General features: G+C 33.6%; 19 protein-coding genes. 7 read left to right on the top strand and 12 right to left on the bottom strand.

Going from position 1 to position 20552, the window contains the following annotated elements:
• Positions 1 to 120: 120 nt before the first annotated feature.
• From FLP_RS01405 to FLP_RS01370, 8 genes are all read right to left on the bottom strand, one after another.
• Positions 121 to 1605, bottom strand: a complete 1485-nt coding sequence (locus FLP_RS01405) for a carboxypeptidase regulatory-like domain-containing protein (protein ID WP_065447725.1) — start codon at positions 1603 to 1605, stop codon at positions 121 to 123.
• Positions 1606 to 1670: 65 nt separating this feature from the next.
• The gene (locus tag FLP_RS01400) at positions 1671 to 3032 is read right to left on the bottom strand and encodes a CsgG/HfaB family protein (RefSeq protein ID WP_065447724.1); all 1362 of its coding nucleotides are present in this window, start codon (positions 3030 to 3032) and stop codon (positions 1671 to 1673) included.
• A 1-nt stretch (position 3033) separates the two neighbouring features.
• Positions 3034 to 3438 (bottom strand): curli production assembly/transport component CsgF, encoded by a 405-nt coding sequence (locus tag FLP_RS01395; RefSeq protein ID WP_065447723.1) that lies wholly within the window; start codon positions 3436 to 3438, stop codon positions 3034 to 3036.
• Positions 3439 to 3454: 16 nt separating this feature from the next.
• Positions 3455 to 3757: a curli production assembly/transport protein CsgE gene (locus FLP_RS01390; RefSeq protein ID WP_262496244.1), complete on the bottom strand. Its 303-nt coding sequence runs from the start codon at positions 3755 to 3757 to the stop codon at positions 3455 to 3457.
• A gap of 29 nt (positions 3758 to 3786) precedes the next feature.
• Positions 3787 to 4188: a hypothetical protein gene (locus FLP_RS01385; RefSeq protein WP_065447722.1), complete on the bottom strand. Its 402-nt coding sequence runs from the start codon at positions 4186 to 4188 to the stop codon at positions 3787 to 3789.
• A gap of 8 nt (positions 4189 to 4196) precedes the next feature.
• Positions 4197 to 4718, bottom strand: coding sequence for a hypothetical protein (locus tag FLP_RS01380; RefSeq protein ID WP_065447721.1), 522 nt, complete (start codon positions 4716 to 4718; stop codon positions 4197 to 4199).
• 68 nt (positions 4719 to 4786) lie between these two features.
• Complete coding sequence (locus FLP_RS01375) at positions 4787 to 5635, bottom strand: hypothetical protein (RefSeq protein WP_065447720.1); 849 nt, start codon at positions 5633 to 5635, stop codon at positions 4787 to 4789.
• A 395-nt stretch (positions 5636 to 6030) separates the two neighbouring features.
• Positions 6031 to 8220 (bottom strand): glutamine synthetase III family protein, encoded by a 2190-nt coding sequence (locus FLP_RS01370; protein ID WP_065447719.1) that lies wholly within the window; start codon positions 8218 to 8220, stop codon positions 6031 to 6033.
• 428 nt (positions 8221 to 8648) lie between these two features.
• Here FLP_RS01370 and FLP_RS01365 point away from each other — a divergent pair, with 428 nt between their 5' ends.
• Positions 8649 to 9665, top strand: a complete 1017-nt coding sequence (locus FLP_RS01365; protein ID WP_065447718.1) for a glutamine synthetase beta-grasp domain-containing protein — start codon at positions 8649 to 8651, stop codon at positions 9663 to 9665.
• Between the two features lie 252 nt (positions 9666 to 9917).
• The gene (locus FLP_RS01360; RefSeq protein WP_065447717.1) at positions 9918 to 10892 is read left to right on the top strand and encodes a TerC family protein; all 975 of its coding nucleotides are present in this window, start codon (positions 9918 to 9920) and stop codon (positions 10890 to 10892) included.
• A 331-nt stretch (positions 10893 to 11223) separates the two neighbouring features.
• Here the strand turns inward: FLP_RS01360 and FLP_RS01355 are convergent, their stop codons facing one another.
• The 4 genes from FLP_RS01355 to FLP_RS01335 form a co-directional block, all read right to left on the bottom strand.
• Positions 11224 to 11742: a hypothetical protein gene (locus tag FLP_RS01355; protein WP_065447716.1), complete on the bottom strand. Its 519-nt coding sequence runs from the start codon at positions 11740 to 11742 to the stop codon at positions 11224 to 11226.
• Positions 11743 to 11830: 88 nt separating this feature from the next.
• Positions 11831 to 12700, bottom strand: coding sequence for an alpha/beta hydrolase (locus FLP_RS01350; RefSeq protein ID WP_065447715.1), 870 nt, complete (start codon positions 12698 to 12700; stop codon positions 11831 to 11833).
• Between the two features lie 604 nt (positions 12701 to 13304).
• Positions 13305 to 15338: a M13 family metallopeptidase gene (locus tag FLP_RS01340; RefSeq protein WP_065447713.1), complete on the bottom strand. Its 2034-nt coding sequence runs from the start codon at positions 15336 to 15338 to the stop codon at positions 13305 to 13307.
• Positions 15339 to 15642: 304 nt separating this feature from the next.
• On the bottom strand, positions 15643 to 16515 hold the full coding sequence (locus tag FLP_RS01335; RefSeq protein WP_065447712.1) for an AraC family transcriptional regulator: 873 nt from the start codon (positions 16513 to 16515) through the stop codon (positions 15643 to 15645).
• 448 nt (positions 16516 to 16963) lie between these two features.
• On the opposite strand from FLP_RS01335, the gene FLP_RS01330 reads away from it, so the two are divergent.
• From FLP_RS01330 to FLP_RS01305, 5 genes are all read left to right on the top strand, one after another.
• On the top strand, positions 16964 to 17383 hold the full coding sequence (locus tag FLP_RS01330) for a DUF3244 domain-containing protein (RefSeq protein ID WP_065447711.1): 420 nt from the start codon (positions 16964 to 16966) through the stop codon (positions 17381 to 17383).
• Positions 17384 to 18303: 920 nt separating this feature from the next.
• Complete coding sequence (locus tag FLP_RS01325; RefSeq protein ID WP_065447710.1) at positions 18304 to 18711, top strand: T9SS type A sorting domain-containing protein; 408 nt, start codon at positions 18304 to 18306, stop codon at positions 18709 to 18711.
• Positions 18712 to 19087: 376 nt separating this feature from the next.
• Positions 19088 to 19474 carry a secretion protein gene (locus FLP_RS01315; protein WP_065447708.1) on the top strand — a complete coding sequence of 129 codons (387 nt, stop codon included), beginning with the start codon at positions 19088 to 19090 and terminating at the stop codon, positions 19472 to 19474.
• A gap of 130 nt (positions 19475 to 19604) precedes the next feature.
• Positions 19605 to 19880: a hypothetical protein gene (locus FLP_RS01310; RefSeq protein WP_065447707.1), complete on the top strand. Its 276-nt coding sequence runs from the start codon at positions 19605 to 19607 to the stop codon at positions 19878 to 19880.
• A 197-nt stretch (positions 19881 to 20077) separates the two neighbouring features.
• Positions 20078 to 20419, top strand: a complete 342-nt coding sequence (locus FLP_RS01305; protein ID WP_065447706.1) for a hypothetical protein — start codon at positions 20078 to 20080, stop codon at positions 20417 to 20419.
• Positions 20420 to 20552 lie beyond the last annotated feature (133 nt).

The following is a 20552-nucleotide window of genomic DNA, read 5'->3' as shown; positions in this document are numbered from 1 at the left end:
ATTCTCAGGGCTATACTATTTAAAATTGAATATTTTAAGGCACAAAAAAAATTCGGCAGGTTTTATAGCGCTGCCGAATTTCCTGAGTAAAATTGGTTATAAAATTTTGGCTCCTAAAAGTTACTCCCAATCGGGCATTGCCGTTCCTGAAAATAATACCACTCTGGAATTGACAACGCCCAAGGTTGTTTTTACACTATTTTTTACCGAAATACCATCATTAGAAGTATTGGTAAAAATTAATTCGGATTCGTTTGGAGAATATCTCACATCGAGATCGTTTGTACCTGCTGCTTTCTCTGTTGTAATTTGTGTAGCATTTCCGGATGCAAAACTGTATTCGAAAATTCTGGAATCTAACTGTCGGTAATTTGAACTTTCAAATCCTGAAACATCTCTGGTATAGATTATTTTTTGTCCTGTAATAGAGAAATTTAATCCGCCTACTGCCCCATTTTGACCCGAAAGAATGGTCGCTATCACCACTCCGGAAGGATTAATTACATAAATCTCAACATTATATCCGTTTGCATCATTTACTTTTAAAGCGATTTTTGATCCATCTGCACTCCAGTCACACTCTGATATAAATTTGCCATTTGGTGTCTGGAATATCTTGGTTAAACCGCTTCCGTCGTTATTGATTTTATATAATTTATCGAAATTAGGATAAATAAGTTCACTTCCTGAAGCATTCCAGGAATAACCTATATAATCTGAATTGAATCCGGCAATAGGCACTGAACTTGTTAACTTTTTAATTCCCGTTCCGTCATAATTCATGGTATAAAGATCATTTTGAGAACCATTTGTTCCTATAAAGGCAATTTTCTTTACCAGATTATTTCTTCTTGGACGCCAGTAATTTCTGTCTGAACTGGTTAGTTTATATTGTTTTCCACTATCATCGGCAGTAAAAATTACATTATTATCATTGATATTTTTGACAAACAAATATCTTGTTGCCGGAAAAGCAATTGTGGTAAATGTATTTACGGCGCTTAAAACTGGAGTATTTACCCCATCTGTAACTTCGATTTGCCAGTAGTATTTTGCTCCAAAAATTAAATCTGTCAATGTAAGTTTGTTCGCTTTTATAGCATCATAAACTTTTACCTCGCTGTTACTGTCGTTTCTAAGGATTATCTTAAAAATTAATTCATCTTTATCCGGATCTGTATCCGTCCAGGTAAGATCTAACGAAACCGCCTGCGCTGTACTATTATCAACCGGACTTACCAATACCGGAACTGTTGGCGGCTTATTATTGGCTGATGCTTTTTTGAGTTCAAAAACCACTTGTGATGTATTGTTTGCTGTAACCGTTGCAGCTTCGAATTTTGCTATAAAACCCTCTTTTTGTGCCTGAAAAGAGTATTCGCCCACTTTTACATTCGAAACTGTAAATTTACCTTCGGCATCTGTAAAAACGGTACTTGTTGTGGGACTTGAAAGGATTTTTACATTTTCCATTGGTTCAAAAGTATCTGCATTAACCACTCTTCCGGTAACAGTACCAAAAGCAGATTCTCCTATTTTTTCTTCACTACATGAAACCAAAAACAATAAAAAAAGTACACTTGTTATTTTATATAAATACTTCATTATTAATTTGTTTTTAAATTACTAAACTTCATCGTTATATTTTTAATTCTGATTTTCAGAGCTTCTTATTTTTTCTTTTTCCCAAAATAATAAGTAAGTCCTAATCCGAATTTGTAGTAGTAATCGTCGCGGGTTCCGGCTTTTATATAATCGACATTATCACTAAAATTAACATTTTGCTCTCCAAACAATTTGATTCCAATTTTGTCTGAAATCAGATATTCAAGACCTAAACCGTATTGAATTTTACCATAGGCATTCTCGAATTTCCTGTTTGTTGCATATCCGCCGCCTCCGTAGAGATAAGGTGTAAAACGATCTTTGGGGAGTAAAATCCATTCGAGATTAAGATCATAAGTGATATAACCAACGTCGAGTAAATTTTTATTGGCGAGATTAACCACGTTTGTAGAAGCGCTTATATTAAAACCTGGAGTGATAAAAAATTTCAAGGCTCCACGTCCAAAAGGCCGTAAAAGCGGATCTTGGTAATCGCCATCCATAAGAGTTGCACCGCCCGAAATTTCAATGGCAAATTTACTCCTTCTGTTTTCTAATTCTCTTCCGTAAAGCGCGGTTACATCAGCCGTTTTGGTTTCTTCGGCATATGCTTTTAGTAGATTATCAACTTCAAATTTTGGTGCATCTGCTTCCCAAATATTATCTTTTATTCCTTCTAAAACCAATGATTCTACCGCTTTTTCAATTGCTTCGGTAACCGCCATGTGTACGGGTTCATTGGTGGTATATCCGGTTTCGACTTCTAATAATCTTTTAAAATTTACATATCGAAATAAACTTTCATCAATTGCCTGAGACAAAATAGTTTTTGAGATATAAACTGATTTTAAAATTTTTCCGTTTGAGGTTGAAATCATTCTCAAATAAATGGTAACACGATCCTGACGGTATTTTACAGAAGCTCCGGCTCCAAAATACCGCGCTCCAAAACCTCCGGTAATAATATTAGAATCATACGAAACGATTCCTCCTTCTAATAAAACACCGGCATATAATAAAGGAGTTAATTGAGGTTCGTTTGGATTGGCATTTTTTACGTATTCCTGACGCGTGGCCCGAATCAGGTTTCGTTCCTGAAGTAAATTACCAATATTTTCACGCTCAATTGGAATAAACCATTTAGAATCTTCAAGCGCTTTTATCAATATTGAAGTGGCGCCCTGAGTAACGGCAGTACTAAAACTGCTTCCGTTTTCCTGTGGTTTATATTGTCCGGTCTGGTCTCTGAATTTATAAACACCCACGACAACTTGCTCTTTTGGTTTTGGCAGATCTTTTAATAATGAAGTGGCAGGAGTTCCTTCTCCTAAAACTGCTTTTTGAACGCCGGTTGGCTGATTGTAATAAGCACCGCAACCCGAAAAAAGTAATCCGGATACTATAAATAAGTAGTGATGTAATCTCATGTTATTGATTTGGGATAATTACTTGAGTTTGTTCGCCGGTATTGGTATCTAAAATATTTAGAGTAAGTCCGTCTGCAGATGGGTAAACATCTACTGAATAGCTCCCAAAAGTATAGGAACCTTCTTTTATACCATCAGTACCAAATTGCTGTTTGTATAGCGTACTTGAAATCTGACTTAATAACTGCGAATTTAAATTGGCTTTAAATCGCTCTAAGTCAGTTTGTGTTTTGGTTTCGGCTGTTTTATCTTTTTGCTTATTCTGAGCTTCGGCACTGCTCAAAAGCCATTGATAGTTAAAGGTATCTCCTCCAAAAGCCGGATTGACTGGTTTATAAACTAATGCCTGAGCATTTATAAACGGAGAAATAAGCAGGAATGCTGCCAGGGTGATTATAAATTTCATGTCGTTAATAATAAAATTAATACTGAGTGAAATACTTGCGCTCTTTTTCTTTTTCTTTCAGGTAAGTGAAGGTGGCATTTACAGATTCTTCTGCAACTGCATCCAAAAATTCATCATCTGGTCTTGCCAGAAACTCATAAACAACTTCATTGTCGATACTGATGGTTATGGATGTATTTCTTGCAAAACTATATTCTTCACCTATTGTGACTATTTTTTCAGCGTTGATTCCAATATCATTGTATTTGTAATAATACCTGTCGTAAAAATCTTTTCCCATTTTGGTTTTGGTATCGTCTGTAATAATTCCTCTTAACACAAATCCGTCAACAGGCAATACAAGAACTTCTACATCTTTTTTTTTTCTTCACCCAAAACCACACGATCCTTTGCTATTATTTGTTTGTCTTCATCATAAAACAATAATAGTACAACTACCTCATCGTCTTCAGAAATATTAATCTGAGAAGTAGATAATTTTTGTTTTTCGTTTGGCTGTAAGGTAAAAACACCAACCTGGTCATTATTAGACTGATTATTACTTTTATTATTATTTTTTATAACAGACATTCTGTAAGCAGCTCCTCTGAGGACATCAGTAAGATTTTCTGCCGTACCGGTAATTTTTACATTACCCTCTACTTTTTCAATTTCCAGTTTTGCTTTTATTTTGTCTTGGGGGACCTGACCATATAATATGGCAGTAAAAACAAGAAATACTAAAGTAATATGTCGATATAAAAAACGCATCTTTAAATTTATTTATTAATAAGAATTACTGAAGCGCCATTTCCTGTCTGGGTAATTTTCATATTTTTTGACAACGAATTGGTTCCAATGCTTTGAATGTTTTGATTGTCTCCTTTTTGAATCATTTCCATATTTACATTATAATTGGTATGCAATGTAAAATCAGAAATTTTATTATTATCCCCTTGTTGAATAATGTTTTGGGTCAATGTTTTAGCACTTTTATCCAAAAACAATTCATTGCGGTCTCCGTTTTGATCTACAGCAACTTTTGTTTCATTTGATTTTAAAAATGCTCTCACTTTATTTAAATCCCCAATTTGCTGGATTTGAATTCCAGACTGAATTTTGGAATTTAAATTATTCTGTGCTTTCTTATCCATACTCGAAACCACACTAAAAGCTTTTTCTTTAGAATTAAAAACAGAAGAGCTGTATGGTTTAAAATCTGAATTATCCTCTTTTTCCTGAGCGTAAAATACAGGAGAAAAAAGCAAAAGCACTACAATATTTACAATGAAAGTTTTCATCTTTATTGATTTAGATTAAAAAATGAGACAGTCACGTTCTGTGACTATCTCATTTTCATTTTAATAAATTACATACCTGATTGGGTAACTGTAATTGTGTTCATGTTTCCAAGTGAAAATGCAACACTAGCATGAGATGCACCAGTTTGAGTTACAGTTGCAGTATTTTTGTTTCCAATTTGCAATGTACTTTCTTTCAATTTAGTACCATCTTGTGTAGTTGTAGCTTTATTTTCATCACCATATTGATAGTGGTATGATTTGTTACCATCTGCTACAGCTGTACCTGCCGGAGCTTTTTGAGTTTGCCAAGATTGGTTTTTAACACCACCCTGAGTAGCATACGCATAATTACCATCACCATTTTGAGTTTGTGTCGCCTCATTATTATTATGAGGAGCAAATGGTACACTTACTGCATTAACAGCTGCCAATTGAGCTGCATTGAAAGGAGCTCCGGTTGGTTTTTCATTTCCAGTTGTTCCTTGGTCAATAATAGCTTCATTGTGTTTTCCTGTTTGTACCTGAGTTGCTTTATCAAATCCTCCTAATGCTGATGCTGGAGCAGCAATTTGATCTTGCCAGATCGTTGCTTTATTCCAGTCTCCTGTTTGAGTTTGATACGCTTTATTGTCATGGTTACTTTGAGAAGCAAAAGCGGTGTTGTTGTTACCTTTTTGTTTTACATCTGCAGCATTGTTTTTAGCATTGTAAACGCCAGGTTGAATTCCCTGATAAACCTCTGATTTGTTCGAATCTCCTAATTGATCGATTTTGGAATCATTTGTTCCTCCATTTTGATTTACGATACCAGTGTCAGAGTTTCCTACCTGATTCACTGATGAAGTGTTTCCCTGTGCAATTGCTGCAGCCCCTACAAATAGCATCGCTGAGATGCTTAAAATTACTTTTTTCATAATAGATATATTTAATTGGTTATTAATACAACTTATTATGTAGGTCAGTGTGATTTGGGGGAAATCAAGCCATCAAAAAGCATCATTCGAAAATAAAATCAGAAGACTTATTTTCTTTCTTCCTGACCAAAATTAGAAAACTTCCTGAAAATCAAATCAAGTATAAATACCTATTTTACAATATGATAACTACTTTTCGATGAAATGTAAAACTATCTCGATGAACTACTGAAATCCAAAAAAACATAAGTAGGAAATTACCTAATTATTACAATTTCCTTACATTTACACCCTCAGATATGCTAAAAACAATGTTGATCTTCCTTTATTTTAACATTAAAACAAAAAAAAGCCCATCGTAATTCGATGGGCTTGATAGATTTGTTACATTACTATTATTTGATAAACAATAGCTCTCTATACTTGGTTAATGTCCAGCTTTCGTCGTCCACAAGCAGTTCTAATTTGTCACAATGATTACGAATATCTTCAAAATAAGGTTTTACTTTATTACAATATGCTTCGGCCATTTTTTGTGCATCGGTCAAATGATTGGCCGTTCTTCTTTCGTCTGTCATCGCCAATACTTTAGAATTAATGCCTTCTATATGACCAGAAATTTCTTTAATTAAAACAATTTGTTCTTTTGCAATTGTTTCAAATTCTTTTCCGAAGATTTCTTTTAATCCTTTTACATTCTCTATTAATGTATTTTGGTAACGAATTGCTGTTGGAATAACGTGGTTTCTTGCAATATCTCCCAAAACTCGTCCTTCGATCTGGATTTTTTTGGTGTATTCTTCCAATTCTATTTCGTAACGCGCTTCAGCTTCAACATGATTTAAAATTCCTAATTCAGAAAATAAGTCTAATGCTTGTTTAGAAACTTTAGCTTTAATTGCTTCCGGAGTAGTTTTAAAATTACTTAAACCTCTTTTTGCTGCTTCTTTTTCCCAACTGTCACTATATCCGTCACCTTCAAAAAGTATTTTTTTAGATTGTTTGATGTATTCTCGTAAAACATTAAAAATAGCATCATCTTTTTTCATGTCTTTCGACTCGATCAAAGTATCTACTTCTATTTTAAAGTCTTTAAGTTGTTTAGCCACAATCGCATTAAGCGTTGTCATTGAATTCGAACAATTCGAATTAGATCCTACAGCTCTAAACTCAAATTTATTTCCAGTAAAGGCAAAAGGAGATGTTCTGTTTCTGTCTGTATTGTCTAAAAGAACATCCGGAATTTTACCTACTACATTTAGTTTTAAATCTGTTTTTTCTTCAGGTGATAATTTTCCTGTCGTTACACTTTCTAATTCAGATAAAACCTTTGTTAATTGCGCTCCAATAAAAACCGAAATAATAGCCGGCGGCGCTTCATTTGCTCCCAGCCTGTGATCGTTACTTGCTGTTGCGATGGACGCTCTTAATAACGTTTCATAATCGTTAACCGCTTTTATAGTATTAATAAAAAATGTCAAAAACTGTAAATTGCTCATTGGCGTTTTACTCGGACTCAATAAATTAACTCCCGTATCAGTTGCCAGTGACCAGTTGTTGTGTTTTCCTGAACCGTTTACACCTTTAAAAGGTTTTTCATGAAATAACACTTTAAAATCATGACGTTCTGCCACTCTTTGCATCACATCCATCAATAAAGAGTTGTGATCTACGGCAAGATTGGTTTCTTCAAAAATTGGCGCCAGCTCAAACTGATTTGGTGCCACTTCGTTATGACGTGTTTTTACCGGAATTCCCAATAGCATACATTCCTGCTCTAAATCTCTCATGTACGTTAAAGCACGAGTTGGGATAGACCCGAAATAATGATCGTCTAATTGTTGTCCTTTTGCAGAGGTATGTCCTAATAAAGTTCTCCCAGTCATCATTAAATCCGGACGTGAATTTGCCAATGCTTTATCAATCAAAAAATATTCCTGTTCCCAACCTAAAGTTGCCGTTACCTTTTTTACGTTTTTATCAAAATATCGACATACTTCTGTCGCTGCTTCATCAATTGCAGATAATGCTCTCAATAAAGGTATTTTATTATCTAAAGCTTCTCCTGTATAAGCGATAAATACAGTTGGAATACATAAAGTTGTTCCGTAAATAAAAGCTGGAGATGTTGGATCCCAGGCTGTATATCCTCTTGCTTCAAATGTATTTCTGATTCCACCATTCGGGAAACTTGATGCATCCGGTTCTTGTTGTACCAATTGTGCACCGCCAAATTTCTCTACAGGATCGCTTCCATCATACGAAACTTCAAAAAAAGCATCGTGTTTTTCTGCTGTTGTTCCTGTAAGAGGCTGAAACCAGTGTGTATAATGTGTAACTCCTTTAGATAATGCCCATTCTTTCATTCCCATAGCAATATAATCTGCCAGTTTTCTGTCAATTTTAGTTCCGTGCTGCACTGCATCTCTAACTCCCTTTAAAGCATCAGAAGTTAAAAACTGTTTCATTGCTTTTTCATTGAACACATTTGCGCCAAAAATGTTAGATTTTCTGTCTATTTCTTCAAAATGTACTGGCTTTCTTGTAGAAGCATCTCTTAAAGCCTGGAAACGTAATGTTGACATGTATAATTAAGTTTAAAATTTGTAATAATTTTTACTAAAAAAAGAGCAACAAATATAAACAAATAAAAAGCCTGTTTATAAGATAAATTTGAGATTTTTGTTCAACGATTTTTCAACGTAAGACGCTTTTTTCAAAGAATAATGAATTTGATTTGAAGAAATGTAACAAAATACTTCAGTATTATTCATTAAATAAACATTTTTTCATAATTCCTTAACCCTGATTTGTAAAAAACGAGTGTAATTTTTACGAATTTATTTTTTAATAGTGTTAAAAATTGCTTTTTTAAAAATATACCCCTCAGAAAATTGCGCTTATCCAAAAAATAATAGCGAGCTAAACAAAACAGCCCCCTAATTTTTACGGCTAAAAAAATAAATCTATATTTGACCCAACGAAAAAAACAAAAAAATTAATTTATATTATTATGGCTAAAATTAAGTTAGAGTACATTTGGTTAGATGGATATGAACCAACTCAAAATCTTAGAAGTAAAACTAAAGTTGAAGAGCATGAAAATTTCAAAGGAACATTAGAAGAACTTGGAAACTGGTCATTTGATGGTTCATCAACAAAACAAGCCGAAGGCGGATCTTCAGACTGTCTATTAGTACCAGTTGCAATTTATCCAGATCCAACTCGTATCAACGGATATATCGTAATGTCTGAAGTTATGTATGCTGATGGAACTCCACACCCTTCTAACGGTAGAGCTACAATTGATGATGATAATGATGATTTTTGGTTTGGTTTCGAACAAGAGTATTTCATCATGGATACTAAAACTTTATTGCCATTAGGTTTCCCTGTTGGAGGATATCCTGCTCCACAAGGTATGTACTACTGCTCTGTAGGTGGAAAAAACACTCACGGAAGAAAACTAGTAGAAGAACATGCTGACTTATGTATCGCTGCCGGACTTAACTTTGAAGGTATCAACCAAGAGGTGGCTTGCGGACAATGGGAATTCCAATTATTCGCTAAAGGTGCTAAAAAAGCCGGAGACGAAATTTGGGTTGCTCGTTACTTACTAGATCGTTTGACTGAAAAATATGGTTACTATATAGAATACCACCCAAAACCACTTGGAGATACTGACTGGAATGGTTCTGGTATGCATGCTAACTTCTCTAACGAAGTATTAAGAACATGCGGTTCTAAAGAAACTTACGAAAAAATATGTGAAGCTTTCCGTCCTGTTGTTGCAGAACACATTGCAGTTTACGGAGCTTACAACGACCAACGTTTAACTGGTAAACACGAAACTGCTTCTATTCACGATTTCTCTTACGGAGTATCTGACAGAGGGGCTTCAATCAGAATTCCTTTATATACAGTTCAAAAAGGCTGGAAAGGATACCTTGAAGACAGAAGACCAGCTTCAAACGGAGATCCATACAAAATTGCTGCAAGAATTATCAAAACTGTAAAATCAGCCCTATAATTCAAAGCTTAGATTATATCTTAAAAGTGCCATCGTAATTGTTGGCACTTTTTTTTATTTATCATCATTTTGACAGTCACAAAACTTTGTCAAAGTTTTAAACTTTGACAAAGTTCTTATCTCACTCAAACCTCACTGCCACAAGAGTTAGGATAGCGAAGTTTTATTCAGAATTTCAACATAAGTTTTTGATAATTAATTTTTAAGTTAAACTTCAAAAACTATCTTTGTAAATCATTTAAAAAAAGTATCATGATAGTCTGGATTTTGTTTTTATTAGCCGTTGTTTTTATTCTTGCTTTAGACTTGGGTGTTTTCAATAAAAATCCCCATATTATTAGTACCAAAGAAGCAAGTAAATGGACACTTATTTGGGTGACTTTATCCTTCCTGTTTTCAGGAGTAATTTACTGGCTTTACACTACAGATTACATTGCAAATCCCGACAATCTAAAACCCGCCGTAGCTTCTATGAAGTTTATAACCGGTTATTTGATCGAGCTTTCTTTAAGTGTAGACAATATCTTTGTCATTGCTATTATTTTCGCCTCATTCAAAATTCCTCAAAAATACCAACACCGCGTTTTATTCTGGGGAATTCTTGGTGCCGTAATCTTCCGTGGATTAATGATTTTCTTTGGCGTTATGCTCATCAATAAATTTGCGTGGACTACTTATGTATTTGGACTTTTCCTGCTTTTTACTGCAATAAAAATGTTGTTCTCCGGAGAAGATGATGATTTCCAGCCCAAAGATTCTTTTGTATATAAAACATTAGGAAAAATTATTCCGATCACTGCTGAAATGGATGGTGAAAAGTTTTTCATTTCAACAAAAACTGCCAAAAGAGCTGCAACTCCATTATTTGTAGCCCTGATTGTCATCGAAGTTATGGATGTTCTTTTTGCTGTTGATAGTGTTCCTGCCATCTTAGCCATTACATCAGATCCGTTTTTAGTATTCAGTTCTAATATTTTTGCTATTCTTGGATTACGTTCTATGTATTTCTTCCTGGCGAATATGCTGGCAAAATTCAGTTACTTAGAATATAGTCTGGTAGCCATTTTAGCCTTTGTTGGATTAAAAATGTTACTTCACGAATGGATTCACGTTCCAGAATGGGCTTCATTAGGATTTATTGCACTTTCGCTTTTAGTAGGGATTTTGGTTTCTCTTAAATTTGGAAAAGAAAAAGAACTTACTGATACTGATTTAGGAGAGGAATAATATTCTTGAAACATATATTTATAAAAAAGGCTATCCCAAAAGATAGCCTTTTATTTTAGTAAACTATTCGTTACTTGATGATAATTAATCAGTAGCGTAAATCGTTCTAATTGATCGACAAAGTTTTTGTCTTTTCTATCGAAAAGAGAACGGAACGATACCAAATAGACAGAGTAAATTACACAAGAAAGTTGATAAAGATTGGGGTTTCGTTGCGGAGTTACTTGCGGAGATTCCTCGTTCCTCGGAATGACAAGATTGAGGATAAATACATATATTCATAAAAAAAAGGAGATCTTACCATCTCCTTTTTTTTATTGGTATTATAAATTTAATTTAATTTTTTAACATTACTGTCGTCAATATTATATTTCTTAATAACAGCATTATAATCTTGATAATCTGATTTATTAACCGATTTATTACTATTCAAGAAATCTGCTGGAACAATAACAACTCTAAATGTTTTCCCTAATCTAAATTCAGAAGGAAGTTGAGAAAAATCAGTTAAACTACCATCAATAAAGATTGTAACGTTATTACTCGAAAAACTATAATTATATTGAGCTGTTTCCGTACCATCATTAAAATAATATATTTGAGGCAGTAACGCCCATGTATTCCCTCCAGTTGTACCAACTAATTCATATACCAAAACAACATCACTTGGTAACAATCCACTTAACGGAGCTGTTACTGCAAAACCTGGAGAAGTGAAATTTGCATTTACTTGAAAAACAACAGGAAGCGGAGTTTCAGCTCCATCTAGTCCCGGAGGTCCTTCCGGCCCTTCACAGCTCGAAAACACGATTAATCCAACAACTGCGAATAAGGTAAGTATCTTTTTCATAATTTTTTATTTTTTAAGTTATACATAAAGGTATTCCAAAAATCAAACCAAAAAAAGCTTTTTGAATGATTCCTTACTAAAAGTTGTATTATTTTTTTGCAACGACCTGATTTTTAAGCAAGATTTTATTAAAAAACAACACATGATAAGGTAGTGAGTTTTCCCAATAATCCCAAGTATGTGCTCCGGGACGTTCGGTATAATCGTGATCTACTTTATTATAGACCAATCTTCGGTGTAATTCTCTGTTGGGTTCTATCAAAAAATCATCCACTCCGCAATCGATAATCAATGGTAGTTTATTGGCTTTTATTTTATCCAGCATTCCCATTACGGCATATTTCGCATACATTTCTGAGCTGTCGCTTTTATCTCCAAAAACAGGCTGCATCAATTTTACTACCTGTGCCGAAGATTCACGATTGAGCATCGTACTCATATCTACGGCACCGCTCATACTTCCGGCAGCGCAAAACAATTCAGGGTGTTTGGCAGATAAGTATAATGCGCCATGACCTCCCATAGAAAGTCCTGTTATTACTCTTCCGTTTCGGTTACTTATCGTTCTATAGGTTTTATCTACTTTTTGAACTACTTCCTGCGTGATAAAAGTCTCAAACTGACTTTCTTTATTTACAGGACTATCCAAATAAAAGCTAAAAGTTTCACCTTCAGGCATTACAATAATAATATTATACTGATCAGATAAATTTTGAACTAGTTTTTTATTTGGTGTACTTTTCAGCCAATCACTAAAATGTCCGTAAGCACCATGCAACAAGTACATCACCGGAAATGCTGATTTGCTTTTTGCATACGAATTAGGTAGCACAACCGCCGCTTTGTAGGTTTTGCTCATGGCTGTACTGGCAACTTGTAAAGTATCTACTTTTGCGGCGTAACTCATTGAAGAAGCGCATAAAAGAACTGTAAATACTAGAATTCTAAAGTTTTTCATATTTATATTTTTTCAATTTTGGGATTGTAAATATAGCTTTTTCCGTGTAAATTATATGAAAAATCCGACTGGTTTTTCAGCAACTTAATTATGCATTTGTTATATTTTTTTCCACAGATAAAATGATTTTATGGATTATTTAAAATGGTTGCCACGAATTGCTCGAATTTTCACGAATAGGATTACGGATAATTTGTTGCGGAAAAAAAAGCCACAGATTAAATGATTAAAATGATTTTTTTTTAGCTACCAAAAGGCTACCAAAACCCGACCTAAGGAAACAAGCGAAGCAATTACATGAATTTTTACGAATTGTATTACGGATAATTTGTTGTAAAAAAAAGACACAAATTAAAAAATCATTTTAATCTGTAGCAAAAAAAATATCAGCATCCATTTAATTCGTGGAAATTCGTGAAATTCGTGGCAAAAAAATAAAACACAGATTAAAAAATCATTTAAATCATTTAATCTGTGGCAAAAAAAAAAAAAAAAAATCAGCGGTAACCAGTTCAACCCGCTTAACCCGTGGCCCATTAAATCCTAAAACAAAAAAACCATTCGCCGCAACGAATGGTTTTATAAACATAAATTAGATTATTTCTTACCAGATTACTACTCGCAAACTATCTGGCTGATACATTTTATCTCCTTTTTTGACATTAAATGCTTTATGAAATTCAGGAATATTACTCAAAGGTCCATTCACCCTAAATTGTTCCGGCGAATGCACATCAGTCATAATTTGGTTGATTTTTGATTCGTCTCTTCTATTGATCATCCAGGAATACGCATAAGCAAGAAAATAACGTTGCTCCGGAGTTAATCCGCTAATTTTTTCTTTATTTTTAAATTGCGCTGTTTTCTGGAACGCCTCATAACCCATAATTACGCCGCCTAAATCAGCAATGTTTTCACCTTGAGTGGCATCTCCGTTTACATTTTTGCCCAATATTGTATATGCATTGTACTGATCTACTATTAATTTGGTTTTTGCTTTAAATTTTTTCAAATCTTCGGCTGTCCACCAATTGTTTAGGTTTCCTTTCTCGTCATATTGGCTTCCCTGATCATCAAAACCATGCGTAATTTCATGCCCAAAGAAAGAACCTCCAATAATTCCGTACAAAATAGCATCGTCCGGCATACTTCCTTCATAACCCGGAACAATAATATTACAAGCCGGAATTACAATTTCGTTGTTACTTGGGTTGTAATATGCATTGTAAGTTTGCGGCTGCATTACCCATTCGTTTCTGTCTACCGGTTTCCCGTATTTATTGATCATGTATTTATAATCCCAAATATTGGCACTCATAACATTCCCACAATATGATTTTCGATCTATAGAAAGTGCGCTCATATCTTTCCATTTATCCGGATAACCCAATTTCATGACCATTTTGCTCAACTTGAATAATGCTTTTTGCTTGGTAGGTTCACTCATCCAATCCAGTTTTTTGATGTGCGAAGCAAATACATCACGAATGTTGTTTCCAACCTCCAACAATTTTTCTTTGACTCCTTTTGGCATATAATCACTCACATAAACCTGACCTATTAATTCTCCTAAAGAAGAATCTGTTTGCTCTACTACTCTTTTCCAACGTGGTTTTTGAGTTGTTACACCATTTAATGTTGTAGCATAAAACTTGAAATTTTCTTTTTCGATAGCGGCATTCAGATATGGAGCGTATGAACTTACAAGATTCCACTTCAAATACGTTTTCCAATCTTCGATCGAATATTTTTTAATCGTAGTATTTAGAGCTGTAAAGAATTCCGGTTGTCCTACTATTACAGTATCTGCTTTTGCAATACCTAAAATTGGCAATACTTTTTTCCAGTCGATATCTGGTGTAAGCGAATTGAATTTTTCTACCGAAAGTTTGTTGTAATTTTTTATAGGATCGCGAAGTGCTTCTAATTTTCGGGATGATTTTGCCAATTCGGTTTCGAGTTTCATAATCGTTGCAGCATTTTTTACCGCAACTGATTCTTCATCTCCCGTAAATCGCATCATCGTTTTAAGATGTGCTACATAAGCTGTACGAATTTCTACATTTCGTTTGTCTGTATCGAGATAATAATCTCTTTGTCTCATTCCTAAACCGCCTTGCCCGAAAAACAGCGCATATTTTGTACTGATTTTATCGTCTTGCGAAACATAAAATGTAAATGCCGGATCTGCTCCTACAGTTTGCAAATGCGCAATGGCATTAATTAATCCAGAAACATTTTTAATTTCGTTGATTTTTTTGATCTCAGCATTTAACGGAGACAAACCTGCTTTTTCAATCGCAATGGTGTCCATTCCTGAAGCATAAAAATCACCTATTTTTTGTTTGTTACTTCCTTTTGTTGCCGATTCATCTTTGGCCGAGCTTTCACAGATATTTTTAATTTGCCCGTTAATCGTATCCACCACAGTTCTCATGATTCCGTTACTGCTGTCTGTTTTCGCAATAGGATTTTTTTTGAACCATCCATTATTGGCATAATTAAAAAAATCATCAGCCGGATTAATTGTTGTGTCGCGATTGGTAATCAAAGGATCTGAAAATGCGACTTCTTTTTTATTACAGCTAAAAAAAGTCATTCCGATAAGAAGGAATGTAGCAGGTTTAAATAAATTCATTCAGTTATAAATTTTGGTTGATGGACTAATTATTTACTTGTTATAATTTAAGTACAACAAGTATGTAAATATAATTTTTATAACAACAGATCGTAAAAAAAATTCAAATTTTAAAATCCAAATTCCAAAGAATAAAGTTTCGACTTAATCCTATATAACTATGAGATATGCTTTTATATTATAAAAAAAGCTTGCCACTAATTCCACAAATTAGCACGAACTACTATTTTTCATTTTAATTAGAAAAAATTCGTGCTAATTTGTGGCATTAATGGCAAAAAATCAGAAGCTTACTCCTATATAATTAGCTAATAATTATTTTGTGTTCGTGACGGTATTGCGAAGCGCTTTTACCGGTATATTGTTTGAATGATTTACTGAAATGGCTAAAGTTATTAAAACCGCTTTCGTAACACACTTCGTTTATGCTTATTGGTTTCTCTGCCAATAATTTTGATGCGTGTACCAAACGATATTCGTTTACAAACTCTGTAAAGGTTTTATTCGAAATCTTCTTAAAATAACGGCAAAAAGATGGTGTCGTCATACTTACCAAACTCGAAACTTCGTCTATAGCGATCGATTCCTGAAAATGATCTTTTACGTAATTAAAAACAACATTAATACGATCATTATCCTGTGTTTGTAATTCTAACGAAAAACCATCAGCATTCAGCACAGTATATTCGTCAGAAGAATCTAATTCGTCTAAAACACTCAAAAGCGTTAGTAAGCGTTCAAACGGAAGCTGATTTTCCATCATCTCGATTTTCCTACCTATTCTTTTTTTAGTTTCTCCTCCAAAAGCAATTCCGGCTTTTGCCTGACTGAAAAGATTCTGAATCTTTTTCATTTCGGGAGCAACAAAAAAATCATTCCCTAAAAACTCAGGTTTGATATGAATAACGGTTTCATTAATATTTCCCGTTTGCTCATTCGTAAAACCACAATGTGGCAAATTAGCACCTATAAGTATCAAACTACCATTCGTATAATAAGAAACATGGCTTCCTATTTGTCTTTTCCCTGCCCCACCATTTATATAAACCAACTCAATTTCTGGATGATAATGCCATAAATGAGCTTTACTATTGGTCTTTTCGGCGTGTTTTGTGTAAGTAAAAGAACTTCCGTATGAGTTTGATATCACTTCAAGAGCTGGGGCAATTGTCTTCATGATAATTCCTTTAAAAAATAATAGCAAATTTAACAAAAAGACCTAATATAATTTAAAAATTAACCTATAACGGTTTCGTAAATGAGAATTTTGCATAATAATCATTAAAAGTTAAATCATCAAATTATCGCTTAAGATGATTTTTTTTAACGATCCGTATTTTTTTGGTGTTTTTTTTTCATAAATCGTATTTAGTAGTGTGATTTAATGCGCATACCTGATATTTGTAAGAATAATAGAACTTTTAATCAAATGTTAATTTTATTGAATAATTGAAAAATAACAGCCTAATTAACAAAAACACCAAATATAATTCAAAATTTAACCTATAACGGTTTCGTAAATGAGAATATAGCACATAAATTGGAAAACACAGTTGTGAAAAAAAAGCAATGCCCGGAGTAATTTAGCATCAGAAAATTAGAACAAACAATTTAAACAAATAGATATGAAAAAGATATTAAAATTAAGTTTAGTGATCGCAGTACTTTTTACAGGAATGAACACTTATGCAATTGATGGTAATGATAATGGTGCAGTTGATTTTAACCTTCACGTATTAAAGGCTAATGGAAAGCTAATCACATTTGCTTTAAACCAGGTTAAAAAAGCAAGCATAAGTATTTATGATAAAAACAATAGTTTAATCTATTCTGAAAATGCTTCAGGTAAAGACGGAATTTTAAGAACTTTTAGTTTAGAAGAACTTCCAGCAGGAACTTACTTCTTAGAAATTGAAGACAGTGTTAAAAAAGTAAGACACGAAATTACAATTAATGATAATACATCTGTATTGTCTACAAAAGCAGTTTCGTCAGCATATAAAGCAAATACAATTGCTCAAAATTCAAGCGTAGCAACACGCTAAAAAAGTTTATACTTCTCATAAAGTATAAAAATGAGGTTAGATAGTTAGTAAAGTTAAAAACATGATTGTTTTGAAACAGCTCTTTGTGGTTATTGAGCTGTTTTTTTTGTGCCATACTTTTTTTTGATTTGCCACAAAGGCACTAAGACGCAAAGTTTGTTTTTTTTTATTTAAACGCAAAGAGCGCAAGGATATAGGCGAAGTTCGCAAAGTTTTACATTTACAAAGCTTTGCGAACTTTGTGTTTTTTATAAAATCCTTTACATATAATCTTTGTGTTCTCTGTGGTAAAAAAAACTTGCTACATGTTGAAATGAGAATTAAACACAAAGGACAATAAGAATTTCATCTGTGATCGCGCTCAAAAACACGGAGCTCACAAAGCTTTGTCAATATAAAGCTTAAGTTCCGAAGAAACCGCGTTTGAAAATCCCTCACAAAATAAACGAAATATTATTATGAAAAAGATGAGCCCCGATAGTCCCGAAGCTTCGGGAGAAAATCCTTTTGTGTCCGTCGCGGCGGACACAAAAGATTTGAAACGGATAGCGGGATTAGCTCCTGAAAAAAAGATTTGCTTTTTATCATAGATCGAAATGACAAAAATGAGCATAAAAAATCCGTTTTTATCTGCGTTTTCGCTTTAGCGAATCCGTGTCATCCGCGTACCATCTCAACATTAATCCACAAAACTTTTGTAAGAAAACCAGATCAGTGAATGTTATCTCATTTTAAACAAAACATTAAAAAATAATAACCAAATTAACAGAAACGATAAAAATAATTCAAACTTTAACCTATAACGGTTTCGTAAATGAGAATATAGCATCGAAATTGGAAAACAGAGTTGTGAAAAAACACATACATCCGAAGTAATTTAGCATCAGAGAATTAGAACTATTAATTTAAAACTAAATACCATGAAAAAGATTTTAAAATTAAGTTTAGTATGTGCGGTACTTTTTACTGGAATGAGTACTTATGCAATTGACGGGAATGAAGATTTTAATCTTCACGTATTAAAGAATAATGGAAAACTAATTACGTTTGCCCTTAATCAGGTAAAAAAAGCCCACTTAGCAATCTATGATCAAGAAGGAACTTTAATTTACTCTGAAAGTGCTTCAGGTAAAGATGGAATTTTGAGAACTTTTAGCTTAGAAGAATTTCCTGCGGGAACTTACTTCCTTGAAATTGAAGATAATGTAAAAAAAGTGAGACACGAAATTACGATAACAGATGATACAACTGTATTATCAAAAAAAGCAGTTTCATCAGTTTACAAATCAGGTATTGCTGCAAAAAATACAAGCGTAGCAGTACGCTAAAAAGTTATACTGCATACAGTATAAAAATGAGGTTAGATAGTTAGTAAAGTTTAAAACGAGAAATTCGTTTTCAGAACAGCTCTTTGTGGTTATTGAGCTGTTTTTTTATGCCCAATTTTTAACTGAAATCTATTGCCGGTTTATTTTTCGAAAACTATTCTTAATAAATATAAAACTGTGATATTTAAACCATTAAAAAAACAGGAACTGAAAACATCCAAGAGCCCAGTAATTACGTACATAGTTCAGCCAAAGCACAGAAACATCTTTAATTCAGCAATTTACACATATAAAAAAGTGATTTTTTTGCATAAAATTAAATTTCAATTTGTAGTTTTGAGCGTTCCACAAACAGTAATTAACAATTAAAAAAAACATGACAAATTTTACCAAAATGGGCTTAGTTGTTGCCGTATTTTTAACAACAATCTTTACTTACGCAATGGATGGAAAAGGGGATTATATTTTGAATATAAAAACCGGAAACGGAAAAGTAATTAGTTTTACCTTGAACAACGCTGAGAAATCAGTTTTTTCTATCTACGACGAAAACCATAATTTAGTGTACACAGGAGCATCTGCGACAGATAAATTAGAGATTTCGAAAACTTTAAGTTTAGAGGCGTTTCCTGCCGGAACTTACACTTTAGAAGTAACCGAAAATGGTAAAGTTGCGAAACACGAAATTGCTGTTTCTGCTAAAAAATCAAAAACTATTAAGCTTGACGAATCAGTAAACGAAAGTCCTGGTTTCCGTCGTTAATTGTTTTTTACTTAAAATTGAAAAGCATCAGCTGTGGCTGATGCTTTTTTTTGTTTACTCTAATATAATAAACCTATCATATCTCGAGAGATTTTTCTACTAGTAAAATATAAAAAATCACTTTGTGTGCATGAGCTGGACTCTCGCGCCTGCTGAGGCCAATGACGAATCTCAAACCTATACCGCCCAAATTAAGGTTTTAAATTATTTTGAGTTGGGTTGCGTTATCAGCGATATGATAAAATTATGCATTCTCGCACTCGATCACGATATGCATAATCTTGGAGAAAAGAAAAAACAATCTATTAATGTGAGTTTGATTTTAGAAACGGTGTTGCAGCTGTTTCCTTTGGATGAAATGGAGTTTCTGGGTTGTGTTGGGGAGATGGTCGATTCAAATTCTTAAATTATGTAACAGGATATTCATTGGCTAGCCCATTGGCTGGCGCGAGCGTCCCGCTCGTGCATTACTTTGTGGGCACGAGCGGGACGCTCGCGCTAGCGGGTAGATGGTTGGTGAAAAGTATTAAATATTTTTTTACTTTTAAAGTCGAAAGCTTTTGCTAGTACCGCTCGTAAAACTTAAAGCTAAATACAAAAGAGATGGATTATAGTACCAAAGAACTTTTTTATTATTTAAATAAATCAATATCAAATAATGTAAATTATAGAGAGTTATCAAATTTATGCTTAACATTATTTTGTACCTGTAGTATTTTACCCGAAAGGTTTGAAAAAGCAATTATTACTAAAGAAAAATTAGCATTACTATTTTCTAAAATTGCAAAAGAGAAAAATATTGTTTCTTATCCACCAACGGCTTCATTTTATGGGGCTTCATTTCATAACACTCATAATGAAGGACATTGGTTAGAGGTAATGGCCAGTGCATTGAAATTAGCAAGAGAACCTAATGTAGAGGAAGCTAAGAATTTATTATTATAACTCTTATGCTGGCGCGAGCGTCCCGCTCGTGCATTACTTTAGGTTCACGAGCGGGACACTCGCGCTAGCGGAGGGGGACCTATTTCAGGATAAGACAAATCAATATAAACAACATAGTCGCACAGTATGGATA

Origin of the sequence: Flavobacterium piscis, assembly GCF_001686925.1 — a bacterium.
GTDB lineage: Bacteria > Bacteroidota > Bacteroidia > Flavobacteriales > Flavobacteriaceae > Flavobacterium > Flavobacterium piscis.
This window is presented reverse-complemented; position numbering and strand designations above follow the sequence as displayed.

Excerpts from the sequence above, each read along its gene's own strand:
- FLP_RS01350 (WP_065447715.1), bottom strand. The coding sequence starts at position 12,700 with ATGAAAAACTTTAGAATTCTAGTATTTACAGTTCTTTTATGCGCTTCT.
- FLP_RS01355 (WP_065447716.1), bottom strand. The coding sequence starts at position 11,742 with ATGAAAAAGATACTTACCTTATTCGCAGTTGTTGGATTAATCGTGTTT.
- FLP_RS01340 (WP_065447713.1), bottom strand. The coding sequence starts at position 15,338 with ATGAATTTATTTAAACCTGCTACATTCCTTCTTATCGGAATGACTTTT.
- FLP_RS01325 (WP_065447710.1), top strand. The coding sequence starts at position 18,304 with ATGAAAAAGATTTTAAAATTAAGTTTAGTATGTGCGGTACTTTTTACT.
- FLP_RS01400 (WP_065447724.1), bottom strand. The coding sequence starts at position 3,032 with ATGAGATTACATCACTACTTATTTATAGTATCCGGATTACTTTTTTCG.
- FLP_RS01370 (WP_065447719.1), bottom strand. The coding sequence starts at position 8,220 with ATGTCAACATTACGTTTCCAGGCTTTAAGAGATGCTTCTACAAGAAAG.
- FLP_RS01330 (WP_065447711.1), top strand. The coding sequence starts at position 16,964 with ATGAAAAAGATATTAAAATTAAGTTTAGTGATCGCAGTACTTTTTACA.
- FLP_RS01365 (WP_065447718.1), top strand. The coding sequence starts at position 8,649 with ATGGCTAAAATTAAGTTAGAGTACATTTGGTTAGATGGATATGAACCA.
- FLP_RS01405 (WP_065447725.1), bottom strand. The coding sequence starts at position 1,605 with ATGAAGTATTTATATAAAATAACAAGTGTACTTTTTTTATTGTTTTTG.
- FLP_RS01315 (WP_065447708.1), top strand. The coding sequence starts at position 19,088 with ATGACAAATTTTACCAAAATGGGCTTAGTTGTTGCCGTATTTTTAACA.
- FLP_RS01310 (WP_065447707.1), top strand. The coding sequence starts at position 19,605 with ATGAGCTGGACTCTCGCGCCTGCTGAGGCCAATGACGAATCTCAAACC.
- FLP_RS01360 (WP_065447717.1), top strand. The coding sequence starts at position 9,918 with ATGATAGTCTGGATTTTGTTTTTATTAGCCGTTGTTTTTATTCTTGCT.
- FLP_RS01385 (WP_065447722.1), bottom strand. The coding sequence starts at position 4,188 with ATGCGTTTTTTATATCGACATATTACTTTAGTATTTCTTGTTTTTACT.
- FLP_RS01395 (WP_065447723.1), bottom strand. The coding sequence starts at position 3,438 with ATGAAATTTATAATCACCCTGGCAGCATTCCTGCTTATTTCTCCGTTT.
- FLP_RS01375 (WP_065447720.1), bottom strand. The coding sequence starts at position 5,635 with ATGAAAAAAGTAATTTTAAGCATCTCAGCGATGCTATTTGTAGGGGCT.
- FLP_RS01380 (WP_065447721.1), bottom strand. The coding sequence starts at position 4,718 with ATGAAAACTTTCATTGTAAATATTGTAGTGCTTTTGCTTTTTTCTCCT.
- FLP_RS01305 (WP_065447706.1), top strand. The coding sequence starts at position 20,078 with ATGGATTATAGTACCAAAGAACTTTTTTATTATTTAAATAAATCAATA.
- FLP_RS01335 (WP_065447712.1), bottom strand. The coding sequence starts at position 16,515 with ATGAAGACAATTGCCCCAGCTCTTGAAGTGATATCAAACTCATACGGA.